The organism is Pseudomonas sp. NPDC096917 (assembly GCF_044762555.1).
Taxonomy (GTDB): Bacteria; Pseudomonadota; Gammaproteobacteria; order Pseudomonadales; family Pseudomonadaceae; genus Aquipseudomonas.
Genome location: NZ_JBIWEO010000003.1, coordinates 346,872 through 364,164 on the forward strand (window position 1 = coordinate 346,872; position 17,293 = coordinate 364,164).

Genomic DNA, 17,293 nt, shown 5'->3' on the forward strand with positions numbered 1-17,293 from the left:
GCGTTCGCAAAGGTCTGTAAGTGAACATCAAAGGATGTGGGTCGGCGCAAACCGGGGCGTACGACGCCACCTTAAGAAAGGTGTGATGGTGAGGGGCCTGGCATTTGTTTAGAGCATCGCAACCTCAGGATTCAAAGGTTTGAATCCTGATCTCCCTGTGCACTCTGGTATTAAGAGACTCGACAACAATAATCGACCCGCAAGGACTCCCCCCAATGCCCTCCTCTGCACCTGCCGCTGCTCGAACGTCCAATGGAGTGTTCGGCCTCTTCTGCCTGGGCAGCTACTTGTTATCGGTGTCCTATGGCACCACGTTTTTATTGGCCATGATGCTCCGCGCCCATGGCGGCAGTGAATCAGACGCGGGAACGATTATTTCGGTGGCCATGTTCAGTACCTTTGCTGCCGTGATTTTCTCCGGGCATTTGACTGATCTGTTCGGCGCTCCCAGAGCCATCGCCGCCGGGGCCGTGTTACTGGCTGGCGCATGCCTGGTTTTTGCCAGCGTCCAGACCCTTGGCACCGCCGTGCTGACAGGTGGCTTGCTGCTGGGGTTGGGCTGGGGCGTGTTCTACACCTTGGGGCCAATCATCGTGGCGATGATTATCGAACCTGCCCGCCGGGTTAAATATTTTGCCCTGCTCTCGGGCAGCATGCTGACCGGCATCGGCACCGGCCCGCTGCTCGGGCGTGCCAGCGAAGCGCTGGGCTACCCTGTGGCATCAGCGTTTGTGATGGCGGCAGTTGCCAGCCTGTTGGGCGGCCTTGCCTTCCTCTTGATTGACCCGAAAATCAAACGCCAAAGCAGCCTCATCGGCCCGGTCAGCGTGTGCAAAATAACCCCGCGCGCCACCCTGTCAGTGCTCAGTTCAAAGGCGGTGTTCGCCATTGTCATGGTCGGCCTGGGTGGCGCCATTTTTGGCGGATTGTCGAGCTTTCAAACCTCTTACGCGGCGCTCAATCACCTGGATTATTCTCTGTTCTTTCTCGGTTTCATGGGCGCGGCCATTTCCTGCCGCCTGTTGATCGCAGGTTTTATCATCCAGCGTGATCCTTACGTGATGGCATGCGTGTTGACAGCCCTGATTGTGGTTGCAGTGCTGATGTTCATGTTCTGCGTGCACTCAAGCGCGACGTATGCAGTGGCTGCCATCACGCTGGGCGTGGGTTACGGCCTGACGTACTCGGTGATTAATGGCCTGGCCGCCAACGAGGCGCCGGTCGGGTATACCTCACAATCACTGGTGTTGTTCAGCCTGGCGTATTTTGTCGGGGTGTTCGGCTTTCCGTGGCTGGCCGGGCACGTGATCGTTAACGACGGTATCCCTGCCCTGCTTTCGATCATTCTGGTCATCGCAGTGAGTAACTGGGCAATCACGCTAAGCCGTCTGTTGTGGCGGCGCCTGTATCAGTCGAGATCAGCCAGCGCTCAGACATCCGCGCCGGACTGATCAACCTCGCTTAACGGAATGATCTGCGCGCTGCCATGGCGAACCCCGCGTTCGGCCATGACGTGGCGCGCCAGCTCCGACACTTCACCGACGGTGCCCTTGAGCACCGACACTTCCATGCATTTGCCTTGATCAAGGTGCACATGCAGGGTCGACAAGGTCAGGTCATGGTGCGCGTGAAAAGCGCTGTTCAGGCGTTTGGACAGTTCCCGTGTGCCGTGGTCATAGACGTAACTCAGGGTGGCCACACAGGCGGCTTGCGGGTCGCCGCCTTGCTCACCGAGCAGCCCGGCACGCAATAAATCGCGAATCGCCTCGGATCGCCCCTGATAGCCGTGGGTGCCAACCCGCTCATCAATGGCGGTCAGCAAGGCTTCATCCAGCGAAATGGTGATCCTTTGCATGCAATTAGCCTCGCAGTTATGAACTTTTGACATAGACTTCATACCCAATACGTGAATAGGCAAAAGGCCATCAACTTTTGGGAGATGCAGTGTGAAGCAGTCAAGGACGAAAAAACAGCTTGCCCTATTGATCATGGGTGCCTATCTGAGCGCCGCGCTCACCCCTGCCTTTAGCGCCGACCCGCCCCCCACGCTGTCCTATTCGTGGCCAACCAATGCCGGGCCGCTGGACCCCAGAGGCTATTCCCCAAACCAGATGTACGCGCAGGCGATGGTGTACGAACCCTTGGTGCGCTATACCGCACAAGGCACGCTCCAACCCTGGCTCGCCACTCAGTGGACAGTGTCGCCCGATGGCAAGACGTACACCTTCACCTTGCGCGACGGTGTGAAGTTCAGCGATGGCAGCCCGTTCAATGCTGCGGCGGCCAAAGCCAACCTCGATGCCGTACTGGCCAACAGCAAGCGCCACCAGTGGATGGAACTGGTCTCGACCCTGGAGCGCGTCGAAGCCCCGGACGAACTCACGCTGGTGCTGCAACTCAAGCACCCGTATTACCCGACGCTGATGGAACTGGCGCAAGTGCGCCCATTGCGTTTTGCCGCCCCCGACGCCAAGCCGGGTACACCAGTGGGCACCGGCCCTTGGGTATTGACGCAAACCCGGCGCGGCGAATACGACCGCTTCGACCGCAACGAACACTACTGGGGCGCACAACCGGCGTATGGCTCGGTGTTGGTCAAAGTCATTTCCGACCCGGACAGCCGCGCCATCGCCTTGCAGACCGGCGAGTTGGACCTGATTCAAGGCGCTGAAGGCGAAATCTCCCCCGGTACTTTTGTTCGGCTGCGCGACTCGGGCTTCAAGGCCGCCATTTCCGCGCCCTTGGCCACCCGCACGGTGGCGATGAACACTGGCCTGGCACCGACCAACGAGTTGGCGGTGCGTCAGGCCATCAATCAAGCCGTGGACAAAGACACCATCATCGCCAAGGTACTGCACGGCCTGGAGCCTCGCGCCGATGCGTTGTTTGCCAGCAACATGCCCTACGCCAATCTTGGCCTCAAGGCCTTGCCTTACGACCCGCAGCACGCTCGGCAATTGCTCGATGCCGCGGGTTGGAAACTCTCGAGCGGTAAAACCATCCGTGAGAAAGACGGCCAGCCACTGAGCATTGAACTGGTGTTTCTGGGCCCTAGCGCGTTGCAAAAGAGCCTGGCTGAAATCATTCAGGGCGAGTTGGCCAAAGTCGGTATAGAGGTCAAATTACGCGCTGAAGAAGACGGCTCTCTGGTGCAGCGTCAGCGTGAAGGCCGCTTCGGCATGATCTTCGCTGACACGTGGGGCGCACCTTACGATCCGCACTCGTTTGTCAGCTCCATGCGCTATGCCGGCCACGCTGACTATATGGCACAGCGCGGGCTGCCAATGAAAGACGCGATCGACCACAAAATCGCCGAAGTCTTTGCCCAGACCGATGACAGCAAACGCGCCGAGGGATACCGCGAGATCCTCACCACCTTGCATGATCAGGCGGTGTACCTGCCGATCTCGCATCTGACAGCCATCAGTGTCAGCGGTAAAAAAGTCGACAACGTGCAGTTCGGCAGCACGCTGTTTGACGTGCCGTTTGAAGTCATGCGCCCAGCCACCGGGAAGCCCTAAATCATGCTGCGCTATATTATTTTGCGACTATTGCTGCTGATCCCGGTGCTGCTGGGGGTGTCACTGATCGTCTTTGTGCTGCTGCATCTGGGCAATGGCGACCCGGCACTGGACTATCTGCGCCTGTCGCAGATTCCGCCCACCGATGTCGCACTAGCCCAAGCCCGGCATGCGCTGGGCTTGGACCGACCGCTGCCGGAACAATACGTGACTTGGCTGTGGAACGCCGTGCACCTGGACTTCGGCATCTCGTACATCACCGGGCGCCCGGTGCTGGATGACTTGCTGTATTACCTGCCGGCCACCTTGCAACTGGGTGGCCTGGCGCTGCTTGTGACGCTACTCATGAGTATTCCGCTGGGCCTTGTGGCGGCACGCTGGAAAGGTCGCTGGCCGGATCAGGTGGTGCGCTTTATCACTTTTATCGGGGTGTCGATGCCCAACTTCTGGCTGGCATTCCTGCTGATAGCCGTACTCTCGTTGTGGCTGGGCTGGTTGCCGCCCATGGGCCGTGGCGGGCCTGAACATCTGATCATGCCGGTCTTGGCCATCGCACTGATGTCGATGTCAATCAATGCCCGCCTGTTACGGGCCAGCCTGTTGGATGTGCGTCAGCATCGGCATGTGTTCTATGCGCGGGCTCGTGGCCTGAATGAACGGCAGGTGTGGCGCGACCATATTCTGCGTAACGCCTGGATGCCGCTGGTGACCGCCACCGGCATGCACATCGGCGAGTTGCTGGGCGGTGCACTGGTGATCGAAACCATTTTTGCCTGGCCCGGTGTCGGGCGTTTCGCGGTCAGCGCAGTGCTCAATCGCGACTTCCCGGTGATGCAGTGTTTCACCCTGTTGCTGACCACACTGCTGGTGCTGTGCAATCTGGTGGTCGACATTTGCTACGCCTGGCTTGACCCACGCACGCGTCTGTCGGGGGTGATGGCATGAGTGCGTTAAGTGCAGCGTTTTCTAACAAAAAAGGCGGGTTGCGGGTCGGTTATGTGCTGGTTGGCGTGCTACTGCTGTTTGCGTTGTTCGGCGCCTGGATCGCGCCATACGACGCCACGCTGGTGAACCTCGACGACCGCTTGCTCCCCGCCAGCACCCGCCATTGGCTGGGCACGGATCACCTGGGCAGAGACGTGCTTTCACGGCTGATGGTCGGCACGCAATTGTCACTGGGCAGCGTGGTGCTGGTGCTGGCCCTGGTGTTGATACTGGGGGTGACGATTGGCGGCATCGCCGGAATCGTTGGCGGTAAGGTCGACATGTTTTTGATGCGCCTGTGCGACATGTTCCTGACCTTCCCCACTCTGGTGCTGGCGTTCTTCCTGATTGCCCTGCTGGGCACCGGACTGAGCAACGTGATCATTGCCATCGCCCTGTCGCACTGGGCGTGGTATGCACGAATGGTGCGCGGCATGGTGCTGGCCCAGCGCAATCGTGACTATGTGTTGGCTTCGCGCCTGGCCGGGGCTTCGCGTCTGACCCGTCTGCGTCAGCACGTGATGCCCACTGTAGTGGGCCAGTTGCTGGTTCTGGCCTCGATGGACATTGGTCACATGATGCTGCACGTCTCGGGGCTGTCCTTTCTGGGCTTGGGTGTGAGCCCGCCCACCCCGGAATGGGGGGTGATGATCAATGATTCCAAGGAATTTATCTGGACCCACCCACAACTGTTGCTGTGGCCAGGCTTGATGATCTTTATCTCGGTGATGGCTTTCAACCTGCTCGGTGATGCCCTGCGTGATCGGCTCGACCCCAGCGTCTTGGCGGAGATCAAAGAATGACCCGAACCCTGAGTATTCAAGGCCTGAGCCTCAAGCACCAGCAACGCACACTGGTCGACCGTCTGGACCTGACACTCAAGGCTGGTCAGGTGCATGCACTGGTCGGTGCCAGCGGTTCGGGCAAATCCCTGAGCTGCCTGGGCATCCTCGATCTGCTGCCACCCGGCGTACACGGCAGCGGCGCCACCCTGCGCCTGGACGGGCACGTGGTGCAGCCCGCCCAACTGCGTGGGCGTGAGGTGGCGCTGGTGCTGCAAAACCCGCGCAGCGCCTTCAACCCGGTGCGCTCACTGCGTCAGCATGCGCTGGAGACGTTGCACATCCGCAACGTACGCGGTGCCCAGGCAGATCAATTGATCCATGACACCCTGCATGAAGTGGGACTTTTCGATGGACAGCGGATTCTCGATTCGTTTGCCTTTCAGCTCAGCGGCGGCATGTTGCAACGGTTCATGATTGCCCTGGCCTTGTTGGCTGACAGCCATTTCTTGCTGGCCGACGAGCCCACCAGCGACCTCGACGTTGTGGCGCAAGCGCGTTTTCTCGACCTGCTGGAGCGGCTGGTGTCGCAACGCAACCTGGGCGTGTTGTTGATCACCCATGACATGGGCGTCGTGGCCCGCTGCGCCAATCAGGTGTCGGTCATGGCCCACGGACGGATCGTCGAGCAGGCCGATGTGCACACCCTGTTCCACGCCCCTCAAAGTGAAGAAGCGCGCACGCTGCTGGCGGCGCATCACGCATTGACGATGGAGGCCTGTACGCCATGAGCTTTATCCAGGTACGCAACCTGAGCCACGGTTACACCGCTGGCGGGTTGTTCAGCAAGCGGCATCGGATTCAGGTGCTGAGCAGTCTTGATCTTGACCTGCACGAAGGCCAGAGCCTTGGCCTGCTGGGCGGCAGCGGCAGCGGTAAAAGCACCCTCGCGCGCTTGCTGATGGGCCTGGAAAACGCCGATCAAGGCAGCATTGCATTCAATGGCCAAACCTTGCAGGGCCTCGACCCGAAGTTCTTGCAGCGGGTGCAAATGGTCTTCCAGGACGCCCTCAGCGCCTTCAATCCGCAACGCACGATTGGCTGGAGCATTGCCGAACCGTTGCGCCATCTTTCAGACATGCCTGTCGATGCCTGCAAGGCACGGGTCGAGCAGTTGCTGGTGCAAGTCAAACTGCTGGCCAGTGATCACGACAAATTGCCTTCGCAACTCAGCGGCGGCCAGTTGCAACGGGCTGGAATTGCCCGGGCCATGGCCGTTGGCCCGCAGTTGATTATTCTCGATGAAGCCCTGTCCAACCTCGACCGCGTGCTGCAAGTGCAGATTTTGGACCTGCTGGCGGACGTACGCCGAACGTCCGGCACCGGCTTTCTATTGATCACCCATGACCTGAGCCTGGTGCAGCGTTTTTGCCAGCGGGTGGTGGTGCTGGCTGAAGGCAGGCTGGTCGAAGACCGGGAAGTGACCCCGCATATGCGCTTTGAGCACCCGGCAGCGCGTACCCTGCAAGCTGCGGTGTTGCCAGCGATGCCGAAGGCCCCGGTCGCACTCGCACTGGCGTAGAGACTGCCGCTGGCTGTGATCTTTTGATAGGCAAGCCTGCCCGGCCTCTGAAGGTCAAAAGATCGCAGCCTGCGGCAGCGCCCTCGAAGAATTGAGGTGCGTTGACACGCCTTCTCGCCAATACAAATGGTAAAGATTAGTAAATAACAATGATTGCTATTCGTCTAGGTGTAAAACTTTGTAACCCCTTCTCGGTTACGCCGTTCCTCACCTGGAGTATTCGCAGATCATGCGCAAAATGTTCACCTTGCCAACGTCGGCCTTTACGTTGGTGGCTGTAGGTCTGTTCAACCACGCTTTCGCCTCTGAAAACACAGTCGATCTGCCTGCCACTACCGTCAGTGCCATCGACACCGAAGAAGACACGCCCGATGGCTATCAGGGCAAGCCCAGCGCGACCACTACGCGGCTGAACCTCACTGCCCGGCAAACCCCGCAAGGCATCACCAGTATCAAGCGTCAGCAACTCGATGACTTCAACCTCAACAGCATTCGCACTGTGCTGGACAACACGCCCGGGGTGAATGTGCAGAAGGTCGAAACCGACCGCACGTATTTCACTGCTCGCGGTTTTGACATCAGCAATTTTCAGTACGACGGTATGGGCATGCCATTGAACAACGGTCTGCTGGTGGGCGATATCGACTTGGCGCCCTATGAGCAAGTCGACATTCTGCAAGGCGCCAACGGCCTGATGACCGGCACCGGCAACCCGTCCGCCACGGTGAACTTCATCCGCAAACGCCCGACAGCTGACACCGAAGCCAAACTCAGTGTCAGTGGCGGCTCCTGGGACAAGCGCCGGGTTGACCTGGATGTCAGCGGGCCATTGACCGACTCGGGCAATGTTCGCGGGCGACTGATTTACGCCAACGAAGTGGGCAATTCATACCTGGACCGCTATTCCCGAGAAAAGAACATCTTCAGCGGTATGCTGGCCTTCGACCTGACCGACAGCGACACCCTGACCGTGGGTTATGAAGACCAGAAGTCCAACGCCAACGGCGCCAGTTGGGGCGCGCTGCCGCTGACCGATGCCAGCGGCAACGCGATTCATTACCACAGCACCCATTCCAACATTTCACAGCCGTGGGTGTATTGGGACGTGCACACCACCCGCGCCTTTGCCGAGTGGCAACACAACTTCGCCAATGACTGGCAGTCAACGCTGACCCTGACCGCCATGGATCACCGCGAAGACACCAACATGTTCTACATCTACGGGGACAGCACCTCGTCCACCGGCTATACCGGCCTGGCGTCCAAGTACAAGGACGCCACCCGCGAGCTGGATGGCGATTTTTCGTTCAGCGGCCCGTTCAGCCTTGGCGGGCGTGAGCATCAACTGACTGTCGGGGCCAACGTCGCGCGCTCAAGCACCCAGGAAACCTCGCTGTATGGCACCTCGTCGCACTACACCTCGGTCTCGCTGCAAGATGCATTGAACGGTTCAATCCCCAAACCGACCTACAACATGGCCAATGCAGCCGACACCTCTGACTACACCGACCGCCAGAAAAGTGTCTACGCCGGTGCGCGCTTCAACCTGACCGATGACCTGCACCTGATCACCGGCGCACGCATGCTCAGCGCCGACAGCGACGGCGAAAACTATGGCAGCGGCCGCGACGTCAGCATTCATGGCAAGGTCACGCCGTACGCAGGCGTGGTGTACGACCTGACCCCGCACTACTCGCTGTACGCCAGCTACACCAGGATTTTCAACCCGCAGTACTACCTCAACACGCAAGGCAAGGTGATCGACCCGCTGGAAGGCAAGAGTTATGAGGCCGGGATCAAGGGGCGTTTGCTGGACAACACGCTGGATGTCTCGGCGGCAGTGTTCCATACCCAACAAGACAACGTTGCAACCTATGCCTCGTTTGACGCCTCGAAAGGCGGCTACTTGTATGACGGCATGTCGTATAAGAGCAGCGGGATTGAACTGCAAGCCTCGGGCGAACTGGCGCCGGGCCTGCAAGTCAGCGGTGGCTATACCTACGTGTACATCACCGATGCCGATAACGATCGCGGGCGTAAATTTATCCCGCGTAATGCGCTGACCTCATCCATGACCTACACACTGCCGATGGCGCCGAAGGTCAAGGTCGGTGGCAACGTGAAATGGCAGAGCGAAGTTGAAAACGATACCACCCCGGCCGCCAACCAGGCCGCCTATGTGCTGGTGGGCTTGATGACCCGTTACCAGATCGACTCGCACTGGAGCACCCAACTGAATCTCGACAACCTGACCAACCAGAAGTACCTGCAAAGCGTGCGCTATGGCCAGAGCAACTACGGCGATCCGCGCAATGTGACAGCCTCGGTGAGCTGGACATTCTAAAGCCGGTAAACACACCCGCGCGGGAGCCGCCGAAGGCTGCGATCTTTTGATCTTTAAACGCGCACAGCCTTCGGCGGCCACCACGCGAGGTGGCAGGCCCGATGGCATAGGCCGTGTGTGGAGGCGCTGTTTGAGCGACGCGGGTAAGGTTTTCAGCCCAGGCCAGCGACGCTTGTTCGCGCAGCGTACGCAGCGTTTTTCAATGACCGGTGCCTCACTATCTTTTGATTTTTAAAAAATCGCGAGACCTTGGCCGTCTTACGTGCGGGTCAGGCGCCGACTGGCAAAACTGAACGCCAGGACCAACAGAATTAACGCGCCTGTAGCCACTTGCTGCCAGTAGAAATTCCAGCCAATCAACAGTAATCCATTGGCAATCACGTTGATAAACAGCACGCCCAACAACGTTCCGGGAATGTTCGCGCGCCCGGTGCTGCTTAAGGTCGTGCCCATGAATACCGCGCCGATGGCGTTGATCAGGAATGCATTGCCGGACATGGGCACATACGCGTTAACCGTGGAGCTCAGCAGCACCCCGGCCAAGGCACAGGCCCCTGCACTGGCGATAAAGACCTTAAGCAAGATCAGGCGTATCGACAGCCCTGAATAGCGCGCCAGTTGCGCCTGAGTGCCGACCGCGAGGATCTCCCGCCCCAGTCGTCCACGGGCCAATATCACCCCGTAGATCACTGCTAACCCTGCCACCAGCCACAGGGGCAAAGGCACATTCAGCCACGACATGGCCGTGATACCCGGCAAAATGCTTTGCGCGATATAGATCGGTTGCCCGCCCTCAGAAAGCAACTGCTGAACGCTGGTACCAATAAACAGCGTGCCCAGGGTCGCCAGAAACGGAGTAATCCGCAGCCCGGCGATCAAGCCCGCATTAAAGCTGCCCACCAAAGCGCCCGCCAGTACAGCCCCTACCATCGCCACACCCAAACCATGGCCAGTATTGAGCAACACTACAAACGCCAGGCTGGCGAAGTCGACGGCGGTGCCCACTGACAAGTCGATGCCCCCGGCGGCCACGGCCCAGGTCATGCCAATCGCAACAATTGCCAATAGCACGAAGTTGTTCAGCACCAGACTGCTCAGATTACCCAGGCTCAAAAAGCCCGGTGCAGTCGCCGCAAAGAATGCGACGATCAGCACAATCAGCAGCGGCAATATCGCGCGCAGCACAGGCGCCAACAGCGATGAAGATGAGCCATTTACAGCGAGCGCGGTCATTGTCCGCCCTCCTCTTTGCGCAAGGCACTGGACATGGCAACCACCAATAGGATCAGCACGCCCTGAACGCCGTTGACCCAGAAACTGGCAATGTTCAACAACTGAAAGCCATTGATCAAAAAACCCAGCAACAGCGTTGCCAATAAAGTGCCGGGGATGTTCGCCACCAGCCGTCTTGAGAACACCACGCCTAAAAAGGCGATGGCGACCACCGACAGCAGCATCTCGCCTGAGCCGGTGGTGCTGCCGCTGAAATACGACGCGGAACAAAAGGCGGCCAACGCGGCGCACAACCCGGCCAACAGGTAGCTGGAGAACACATAACGGCCCAGCCCCAGCCCTGCGGCGCGTGCCGCCTGCGGGTACTCGCCGATCGCGTACAAGCGAAGGCCATAAGGGCTGAGCTGAATCAGCAAGCCTAACCCGGCCGCTACCACCAGTAGCACCCAGGCCAGCGCAGGCACTTGCAACAAGACACCGTTGGCCAATGTGTCGAGCAAAGCAGAGTCGGTAGGCAGCACGCTGTTCTGGGTCAGGACCAGTTCCAGCCCAGCAATCAAGTTCATGCTGGCCAGGGTTGCCAGGAGCGGCGGTAATCGCAACACCACCACGCTCAAGCCATTGAGGGCACCGACTGCCAGGCCGCAGAGCAACGTCAGGCCTATGGCCTGCACGGCGCTGAAACCTGCATTGTTAAGGCTGCTGTAAACCGCCGCGCACAGCCCCAGATTAGCCGCCAACGACAAGTCCAGGCCTCCCGACACCACGTTGGAACCGCCGCCGATCACCACACAGGTCAGGCCGAAAGCGAGGATGCCGGGAATCGCCGACTGGGCGAATACGTTGGCGATATTGGTCGGGCTCACAAAGTTCGGGGCGCTCACCGCGAACACCGCCAAAATCAGCACAAACGCCAACAACGAGCCGCGACGCAGCACCCGCCGTGCGAACCGCTGGGAAAAACCCGATTGGGGGTGAGCAAGAGAGTCAGAGGACGTCATGTTCTGGTTCCGAAATAAGGGTTGGCAAAAACGACCTGTCACCTGTGGGAGCTGGCTTGCCCGCGATCCAGGCAACTCAATTCACCTGCTCGGCCATGTCGACTCCCTCGCTGGTAAGCCAGCTCCCACAAGAGACCGGACCCGCTGGCAAAAGTGATTCACTGGCGCCCGTCGCGCAGGCCAGCAAGCGGTCACTGTCGACGTGGCGAGCCTCGAACTCACCCGCCAGTTCTCCACGGTGCATGACCAGGATGCGGTCGGTGATGCCGATCAATTCCGGCAAGTCGGACGACAACACCAGCACAGCAGCACCCGCTTGGGCCAAACGACCGATCAAGCGATAAATTTCGACCTTGGCGCCGATATCAATACCCACGCTGGGTTCGTCCAACAGGTACAAGACGCCGTCGCGGCTGAGCCATTTACCCAGCGCCACTTTTTGTTGATTGCCGCCACTGAGTTGCTGCACTGCTGCGTCATGGCCGGCGGTCTTGATCCCCAGCTCAGCGATCAGGCGCTCACTTTCCCGGGCTTCGGCGGCTCGATCCAGCAGCCCCCAGCGACTGAAATGCGACAACCCCGCCAAGGTCAGGTTTTCCAGTACCGAAAGCAGCGGCGCGACCCCATGGCTGCGGCGCTCTTCAGGAACCAGAGCAATGCCTTGACGCACAGCATCGCGGGGTGATTTAAGGCGCAGTAGGCGGCCCTGCAATGCCATGCTGCCGCGGTCTGGCTGAACCAGCCCGAACAGGCTTTTGAGCAACTCCTTGGCCCCCGACCCCACCAGCCCAGTCAACCCGACGACCTCGCCCCGACGCACGCTGAGGTTGATGGCGCGATATGCCTGCCCTGCCGCGAGGTCTTTGAGTTCAAGCAGCACCTCCCCCGGCTTGACCTGCGGTTTGGGGTACATCTCGCCGACCTCACGATTGACCATCAGCCGGGCAATCTGTGCGGTTGAAGTGCTGCGCGGATCGACTACCGCCACGGCGCGCCCGTTGCGCAGTACCGTGACCTGATCACACAGGCTTTCGATCTCTTGCAGATAGTGCGAGATGTACAGAATCGATAAGCCCTGATCGCGCAGGCGGCGAATGATCGCCAGCAACTGATCGACTTCGCGCTTGACCAGCGACACACTGGGCTCGTCGAACACCAGGATTTTCGGCTTGGCCAGAAGTGCGCGGGTGATTTGCAAAATCTGGCGCTGTGCGCTGTCCAGCTCACTGACCAAGGCCCCCGGCGCAAACTCCAGGTCGAAGTAATCGCGCAACAAGCGCGCGGATTCACGGTCCTGTGCGAGCCGGCGAATAAACGGCCCACGACGCAATTCATGCCCGAAAAACAAGGCTTCGCCCACGGTGAAGCTCGGCGGCAACAGCCGCTCCTGATGGATAAAATGCACCCCCAGCGCCTCAATCTGTCGTGGGCTGAGGGCGGTGAACGTGTGCCCGTCGACCGCCATCGTGCCGCTGTCTGCACGATGAATGCCCGCCAGCACTTTGATCAAAGTCGACTTGCCCGCACCGTTCTCTCCGACCAGGCCGTGAATCGAGCCGCGCTCAACTTGCACATCCACGCCGTCCAGCGCCTGAGTCGGTCCGAAACGTTTAAAGATGCCTTGCAGATGCAAGGCTGGCGGTGCAGTACTCACTGGTCGCCTCGCAGCGTTTGCACCTGCTCGAGGTTAGCGGCGGTGGTCAGCAAGGTCGGCACTTGCGTTTCTTTAGGCAGGTCATGTTGCCCCGCCAGATAGCGCGCCACGTTTTGCACGGCCGTCTTGCCGATCAGAGCGGGCTGCTGAGCCACCACGGCCCCCACAGGCGAATCGCTGCGCTTGAGCAGTTCCAACACTTCGGGGGTGCCATCCACGCCATAGGTCTTGATCTCAGTACGGCCCGCATCCACCAGGGCCTTGCTGGCGCCCAACTGTGGAATGTCCCAAGCTGACCAGATCGCCGTGACACTGCCTTTAGGGTATTTGTTGAGCAAGGCGCTGATCTGGCTGTAAGCATCCTGCACGGTGTTGGGAATCACATCCCGCAACTCGGGCTCAATGACCTGCAGGTCCGGGTGATCCTTGAGAGCCAGCTTGAGCTGGTCATAACGAATGGCGCACACCGGCACGCCATAAAAACCGTTGAACACCAGCACATTACCTTTGCCGCCACTGTCCGCAATGAGCTGCTCGGCCAGATTTTTACCCGTGGCGACGTTGTCCGACGTGGTGTTATTGAGGCTGTACTGCGACGGCGCATCGATAGTGAACAGCGGGATCCCGGCTTTGCTGATGCGCTTGAGCCAAGGGTCGATCACGCTCAGGGTGCCCAGTGTCTGAATGACCGCATCGGGTTTCTGGGTGACCACGGTTTGCAGTTGGGTGACCAGGTTTTTGTCATTGCGCCCGGCGTCGAGGGTAATCGGCGTGCCACCGAGGCGCTTGACCTCCGCGACCTGAGCCTCGAAGGCCTTCACATCAAAATAGTGGCTGGTGCCCGTCATGCTGATAGCAATGCGCTTGCCGGCCAGCGACGGCACATCACTGTCGTCAGCCAACGCCTGCGCGCCCACACCGACGCTGATCAGCGCCAACGCCATGGCGTGCAGAAATCGGGAACGACGAAAACGCGGTTGAGGGGCGGTGACATCGGGCATAAAGGCGGTTCCTGAGTGGTTTATCAGGAACATTGCACAGACCATGCCGCGGCCTGAAACCGGGCTTTGCCGCGCAAAACAGGGGTGGAACTGCGCAGATACACCACAAAGTGTTGCGCAGATGTTGCGGTATCAACAGTTGCAAACCAGACACTCTCCGTGCGCAGGCGCTCGCTCGGCCCTACGCAGGAAGGGTGTTTTTTAATGCGGGGCGGGTTCTTCGCGCACGCCGGGAAGGGTCAGGATCTGCTTGACCAACTCCACCGACTCTACGCGCGTGGTTTTGCCGAGCTGGACGATAACAATTTCGGTACCCGTTTGCGGGCCGCGCTCAACGATCACCTGTTTGATGCGATCGGCACGCTCCCCCAACAATTGTTGCAGGCTTGAATAGGAGACCACACCCGTGGGGGCTACCAGTTTGACCACATGCACTTTCACATAATCGCGATAAATCCGCTCTACCGGCCCCAACGCCACCAAGGTCAGCAAAATGATGAACGTCGCCGCGACGGCCAGCATATACAGCCCGCTACCAATGGCCATGCCGATGGCAGCGACGGCCCATAAGCTTGCGGCCGTGGTCAGGCCCCTGATCACGTCGCCGCGCACCATGATCGAACCAGCGCCTAAAAAGCCGATGCCGGTGACCACTTGCGCAGCAATTCGAGAGGGGTCCAGTTGTGTACCCGGCATGGTCAGCGCCTGTTGAAAGCCAAAGGCGGAGACGATCATAAACAGACAAGCACCGGTCGCGACCAACATGTGGGTGCGCAAACCGGCCGTCCAAAACAGGTGCTCTCGCTGAAAACCGATCAGGCTGCCCAGCAGCACAGCCAGCAGCAAGCGCACACACATTTCCCACTCTGAAATCATGAAACCCCCTCATCCATCACAACCTGCCGATGCAGTCCAAGCCACCAGCATAGTCAAGGATTACAAGGCCCGGAATTAACCTCTGCGCAACGGCGGCAGGCCGTAGGCTCCGAGGTCAAACTCCTCCAACGTGCGGATGATCAGATCGGCGTGGTGGTACTTGCTGTCGACCATGGCCGCATCAGGCACGGCGATGGCGGTCATGTTGGCGGCCTTGGCGGCCGTCACGCCGAAGGGCGAATCTTCAAACACCAGGCAATCCTCAGGCGCGATGCCTAAGCGGCGGGCAGCCGTCAGAAAAATATCAGGCGCCGGCTTGGCCGCACCGACTTGCGGGTCATCGGCAGTGACGATGGTGTCAAACAAGGCAAACCAGTCGCGGTGCAATGTGGTTTTGTAACCAAAGCCACTGCTCGACGAACTGGTGCCTACGGCAATTGGAATGTTGTGAGCCTTCAAGTGCCGCACCAGAACCTCAGCGCCTGGCATGCCGAGGGCCTTGGAAAACCGCTCGGCCATGAGCGGCTCACGTTCGCGTAAAAACGCTTGCCAGGTGATGGGCAAGTCCAGCGCTTTAACAATGAACTCGGCCAGGTCCTGAGCCCCTCGACCAATGATGTGCTGCTTGATGCTCCAGTCATAAATACGGCCGTAACGCTCGACGACGATTTGCGTGACTTCTGAGTAAATGCCTTCTGTATCCAGCAACAAGCCATCCATATCGAAAATCACGGCTTTGATCGGGCCGACAGCAGTACGCGGTGTGTTCATCACAATAAATCCGTGGCGAAGGGCTAAAAGGATTGCGCACCATAACGGCCCGCGTTACCTGAATGCCAGTGTGTTGAGCACAGACCGCGCAGCGTGCCGTAATCGGTCCCGCGACTGTCGACACTCTGCATTCGCGCACCGCAGATCCAGTGCAGTTGATCCGTGAGGCTGAAACGCTCTTTTGCCGGTCGGTGAAGCTGATCGAAAGCCGTGACGTTGAACGTGCTCTGCCCGCCATTACAACCTCGTGGCTCAACTCGGCAAATGCTGGCGTTGGCGTTGCTTTTGGTGTCCGAGATACCGACCGTGAGTGTGTCAGCGTCATTCAAATCAACAGCCAGCATGCCGCTGAGCACATTCTTCTCGCGCGAATAACGGTCGAGGCAAAAGTTGCCGGTTTCATTGGCATAGATTGTTTTGAGCTGAAACAGCTTAGCTAAAGCGCTTCTCGAAATAGACCCGATCAAAGCCATCTTCCGCGCGGCGATCAATTTCGGTATATCCGAGTCGCGGGTAGATGGCCAAATTGGCGGTCATCTTTACATGGGTATAGAGGAGCACGCTGTTAAGGCCCAATTGCTGCGCCTGCGCCTCGCAGAACCGAACCAGCGCCTTGCCGATACCTTTGCCCTGCCCCGCCGTTGAAACCGCTACGTTTTCGAGAAGCAGGTGCTGGCCAACGGCAAAAAACACGATAAACCCTTGCACCTCACCTTGTTCATCGACGCACACGTGTACCTGGCCCGCTGCAATCTGTGCCGCATAATCCGCGAGCATCGGGGCCGGTTTACGGCCTATCGCGGCAATATATTGCGTGTAGGCATGTTCAGCGCAGGTCCGGATTTTGGCTTCATCGCTGGCAAGTGCGGGGCGGATTTTGGAGGGTTGGGTCATGAGGTAAACCTTTAGCTTTCTAACAGACGGTAGAGTGATTGGCCGTGAGAAACCTGCAGGCCTGCACGCTGCAAGTTTCGCCTACTTTGCGAGTTGGCCAATGCCGTAGCCGCAACCGTTACGGCGCCCTGCTCTCTGACTTGGGCAATGCGGTGAGCGATAAGCGCTGCGTGAAATCCACGAACGCGCAGCCCCTTTTGAGTGACGGCAGTCCCCAAGTAAGCCACTGCGTTGCCGGCAAGAAACATTGAAGCGCCTGCCACCACCTTGCCCGCCTCTTCAATCACATAAATTTTCATCGCGCCGTGTGTTTGCAGACTGCCGAAAGAGGCCTGACTGGCAGCACGTTGAGCGGGCTTGGTATGAAACCCGCTCGCATGGCCCTCTGTAAAGGCGAGAAGGCTTTGCGCCGTGGCCTGCACAATCTCTAATGCAGGCTGACCGAGCAGTGCGTCTTCGATGGCGCAGGCTAATTGCAGGTGTGATCGCCAACATGGCGGGGATCAATGAAGCGACAAGCAATGCGGGCATCGCCAACGCGGCGCAATGGTTGTTTGCCCTGTTTGTACTGGCGCCAGTCTTGGCACTGGTGATGGCGCGACGGGCAACGCGTACATAAGTCCGTGCCGCAGGGTGAGTGAATGCGCATA

At 59.2% G+C, this 17,293-nt stretch carries 18 protein-coding genes; 8 read left to right on the top strand and 10 right to left on the bottom strand.

Going from position 1 to position 17,293, the window contains the following annotated elements; translation table 11 throughout:
• The first annotated feature begins 215 nt into the window (after positions 1 to 215).
• Positions 216 to 1,451, top strand: coding sequence for an MFS transporter (locus ACIQYF_RS05780; RefSeq protein WP_402857892.1), 1,236 nt, complete (start codon positions 216 to 218; stop codon positions 1,449 to 1,451).
• Here the strand turns inward: ACIQYF_RS05780 and nikR are convergent.
• Entirely contained in the window at positions 1,430 to 1,855 is a 426-nt protein-coding gene (gene nikR, locus ACIQYF_RS05785; protein ID WP_402857895.1) for a nickel-responsive transcriptional regulator NikR, read from the bottom strand. The genes ACIQYF_RS05780 and nikR overlap by 22 nt on opposite strands.
• Before the next feature lie 91 nt (positions 1,856 to 1,946).
• Between nikR and nikA the strand changes: the two genes are divergently transcribed.
• From nikA to ACIQYF_RS05815, 6 genes are all read left to right on the top strand, one after another.
• Complete coding sequence (gene nikA, locus ACIQYF_RS05790) at positions 1,947 to 3,521, top strand: nickel ABC transporter substrate-binding protein (protein WP_402857898.1); 1,575 nt, start codon at positions 1,947 to 1,949, stop codon at positions 3,519 to 3,521.
• A gap of 3 nt (positions 3,522 to 3,524) precedes the next feature.
• Entirely contained in the window at positions 3,525 to 4,466 is a 942-nt protein-coding gene (nikB, locus tag ACIQYF_RS05795; RefSeq protein ID WP_402857901.1) for a nickel ABC transporter permease subunit NikB, read from the top strand.
• Positions 4,463 to 5,308, top strand: coding sequence for a nickel ABC transporter permease subunit NikC (gene nikC, locus ACIQYF_RS05800; protein ID WP_402857904.1), 846 nt, complete (start codon positions 4,463 to 4,465; stop codon positions 5,306 to 5,308). Before nikB ends, nikC begins: the two co-directional genes overlap by 4 nt.
• Complete coding sequence (locus tag ACIQYF_RS05805) at positions 5,305 to 6,078, top strand: ATP-binding cassette domain-containing protein (protein WP_402857907.1); 774 nt, start codon at positions 5,305 to 5,307, stop codon at positions 6,076 to 6,078. The genes nikC and ACIQYF_RS05805 overlap by 4 nt, the downstream gene beginning before the upstream one ends.
• Entirely contained in the window at positions 6,075 to 6,869 is a 795-nt protein-coding gene (locus ACIQYF_RS05810; protein ID WP_402857910.1) for an ATP-binding cassette domain-containing protein, read from the top strand. The genes ACIQYF_RS05805 and ACIQYF_RS05810 overlap by 4 nt, the downstream gene beginning before the upstream one ends.
• A gap of 229 nt (positions 6,870 to 7,098) precedes the next feature.
• On the top strand, positions 7,099 to 9,213 hold the full coding sequence (locus ACIQYF_RS05815) for a TonB-dependent siderophore receptor (protein WP_402857913.1): 2,115 nt from the start codon (positions 7,099 to 7,101) through the stop codon (positions 9,211 to 9,213).
• Between the two features lie 258 nt (positions 9,214 to 9,471).
• Here the strand turns inward: ACIQYF_RS05815 and ACIQYF_RS05820 are convergent, their stop codons facing one another.
• From ACIQYF_RS05820 to ACIQYF_RS05860, 9 genes are all read right to left on the bottom strand, one after another.
• A complete protein-coding gene (locus ACIQYF_RS05820; RefSeq protein ID WP_402857916.1) occupies positions 9,472 to 10,446 on the bottom strand; it encodes an ABC transporter permease in 975 nt (324 codons plus the stop codon).
• A complete protein-coding gene (locus tag ACIQYF_RS05825) occupies positions 10,443 to 11,447 on the bottom strand; it encodes an ABC transporter permease (RefSeq protein WP_402857919.1) in 1,005 nt (334 codons plus the stop codon). Before ACIQYF_RS05825 ends, ACIQYF_RS05820 begins: the two co-directional genes overlap by 4 nt.
• A 76-nt stretch (positions 11,448 to 11,523) precedes the next feature.
• Positions 11,524 to 13,101 carry a sugar ABC transporter ATP-binding protein gene (locus tag ACIQYF_RS05830; RefSeq protein WP_402857922.1) on the bottom strand — a complete coding sequence of 526 codons (1,578 nt, stop codon included), beginning with the start codon at positions 13,099 to 13,101 and terminating at the stop codon, positions 11,524 to 11,526.
• Positions 13,098 to 14,045 carry a sugar ABC transporter substrate-binding protein gene (locus ACIQYF_RS05835; RefSeq protein ID WP_402858052.1) on the bottom strand — a complete coding sequence of 316 codons (948 nt, stop codon included), beginning with the start codon at positions 14,043 to 14,045 and terminating at the stop codon, positions 13,098 to 13,100. The genes ACIQYF_RS05830 and ACIQYF_RS05835 overlap by 4 nt, the downstream gene beginning before the upstream one ends.
• 258 nt (positions 14,046 to 14,303) lie before the next feature.
• Positions 14,304 to 14,978 (bottom strand): MgtC/SapB family protein, encoded by a 675-nt coding sequence (locus tag ACIQYF_RS05840; RefSeq protein ID WP_402857925.1) that lies wholly within the window; start codon positions 14,976 to 14,978, stop codon positions 14,304 to 14,306.
• A 75-nt stretch (positions 14,979 to 15,053) separates the two neighbouring features.
• Positions 15,054 to 15,749 (bottom strand): HAD-IA family hydrolase, encoded by a 696-nt coding sequence (locus tag ACIQYF_RS05845; RefSeq protein WP_402857928.1) that lies wholly within the window; start codon positions 15,747 to 15,749, stop codon positions 15,054 to 15,056.
• A 23-nt stretch (positions 15,750 to 15,772) separates the two neighbouring features.
• Positions 15,773 to 16,093: a hypothetical protein gene (locus tag ACIQYF_RS05850; protein WP_402857931.1), complete on the bottom strand. Its 321-nt coding sequence runs from the start codon at positions 16,091 to 16,093 to the stop codon at positions 15,773 to 15,775.
• A gap of 88 nt (positions 16,094 to 16,181) precedes the next feature.
• Positions 16,182 to 16,643 carry a GNAT family N-acetyltransferase gene (locus ACIQYF_RS05855; RefSeq protein WP_402857934.1) on the bottom strand — a complete coding sequence of 154 codons (462 nt, stop codon included), beginning with the start codon at positions 16,641 to 16,643 and terminating at the stop codon, positions 16,182 to 16,184.
• An 11-nt stretch (positions 16,644 to 16,654) separates the two neighbouring features.
• Positions 16,655 to 17,065 (bottom strand): GNAT family N-acetyltransferase, encoded by a 411-nt coding sequence (locus tag ACIQYF_RS05860; protein ID WP_402857936.1) that lies wholly within the window; start codon positions 17,063 to 17,065, stop codon positions 16,655 to 16,657.
• Between the two features lie 71 nt (positions 17,066 to 17,136).
• Here ACIQYF_RS05860 and ACIQYF_RS05865 point away from each other — a divergent pair, with 71 nt between their 5' ends.
• Positions 17,137 to 17,262 (top strand): hypothetical protein, encoded by a 126-nt coding sequence (locus tag ACIQYF_RS05865; RefSeq protein WP_402857939.1) that lies wholly within the window; start codon positions 17,137 to 17,139, stop codon positions 17,260 to 17,262.
• Positions 17,263 to 17,293: the final 31 nt, after the last annotated feature.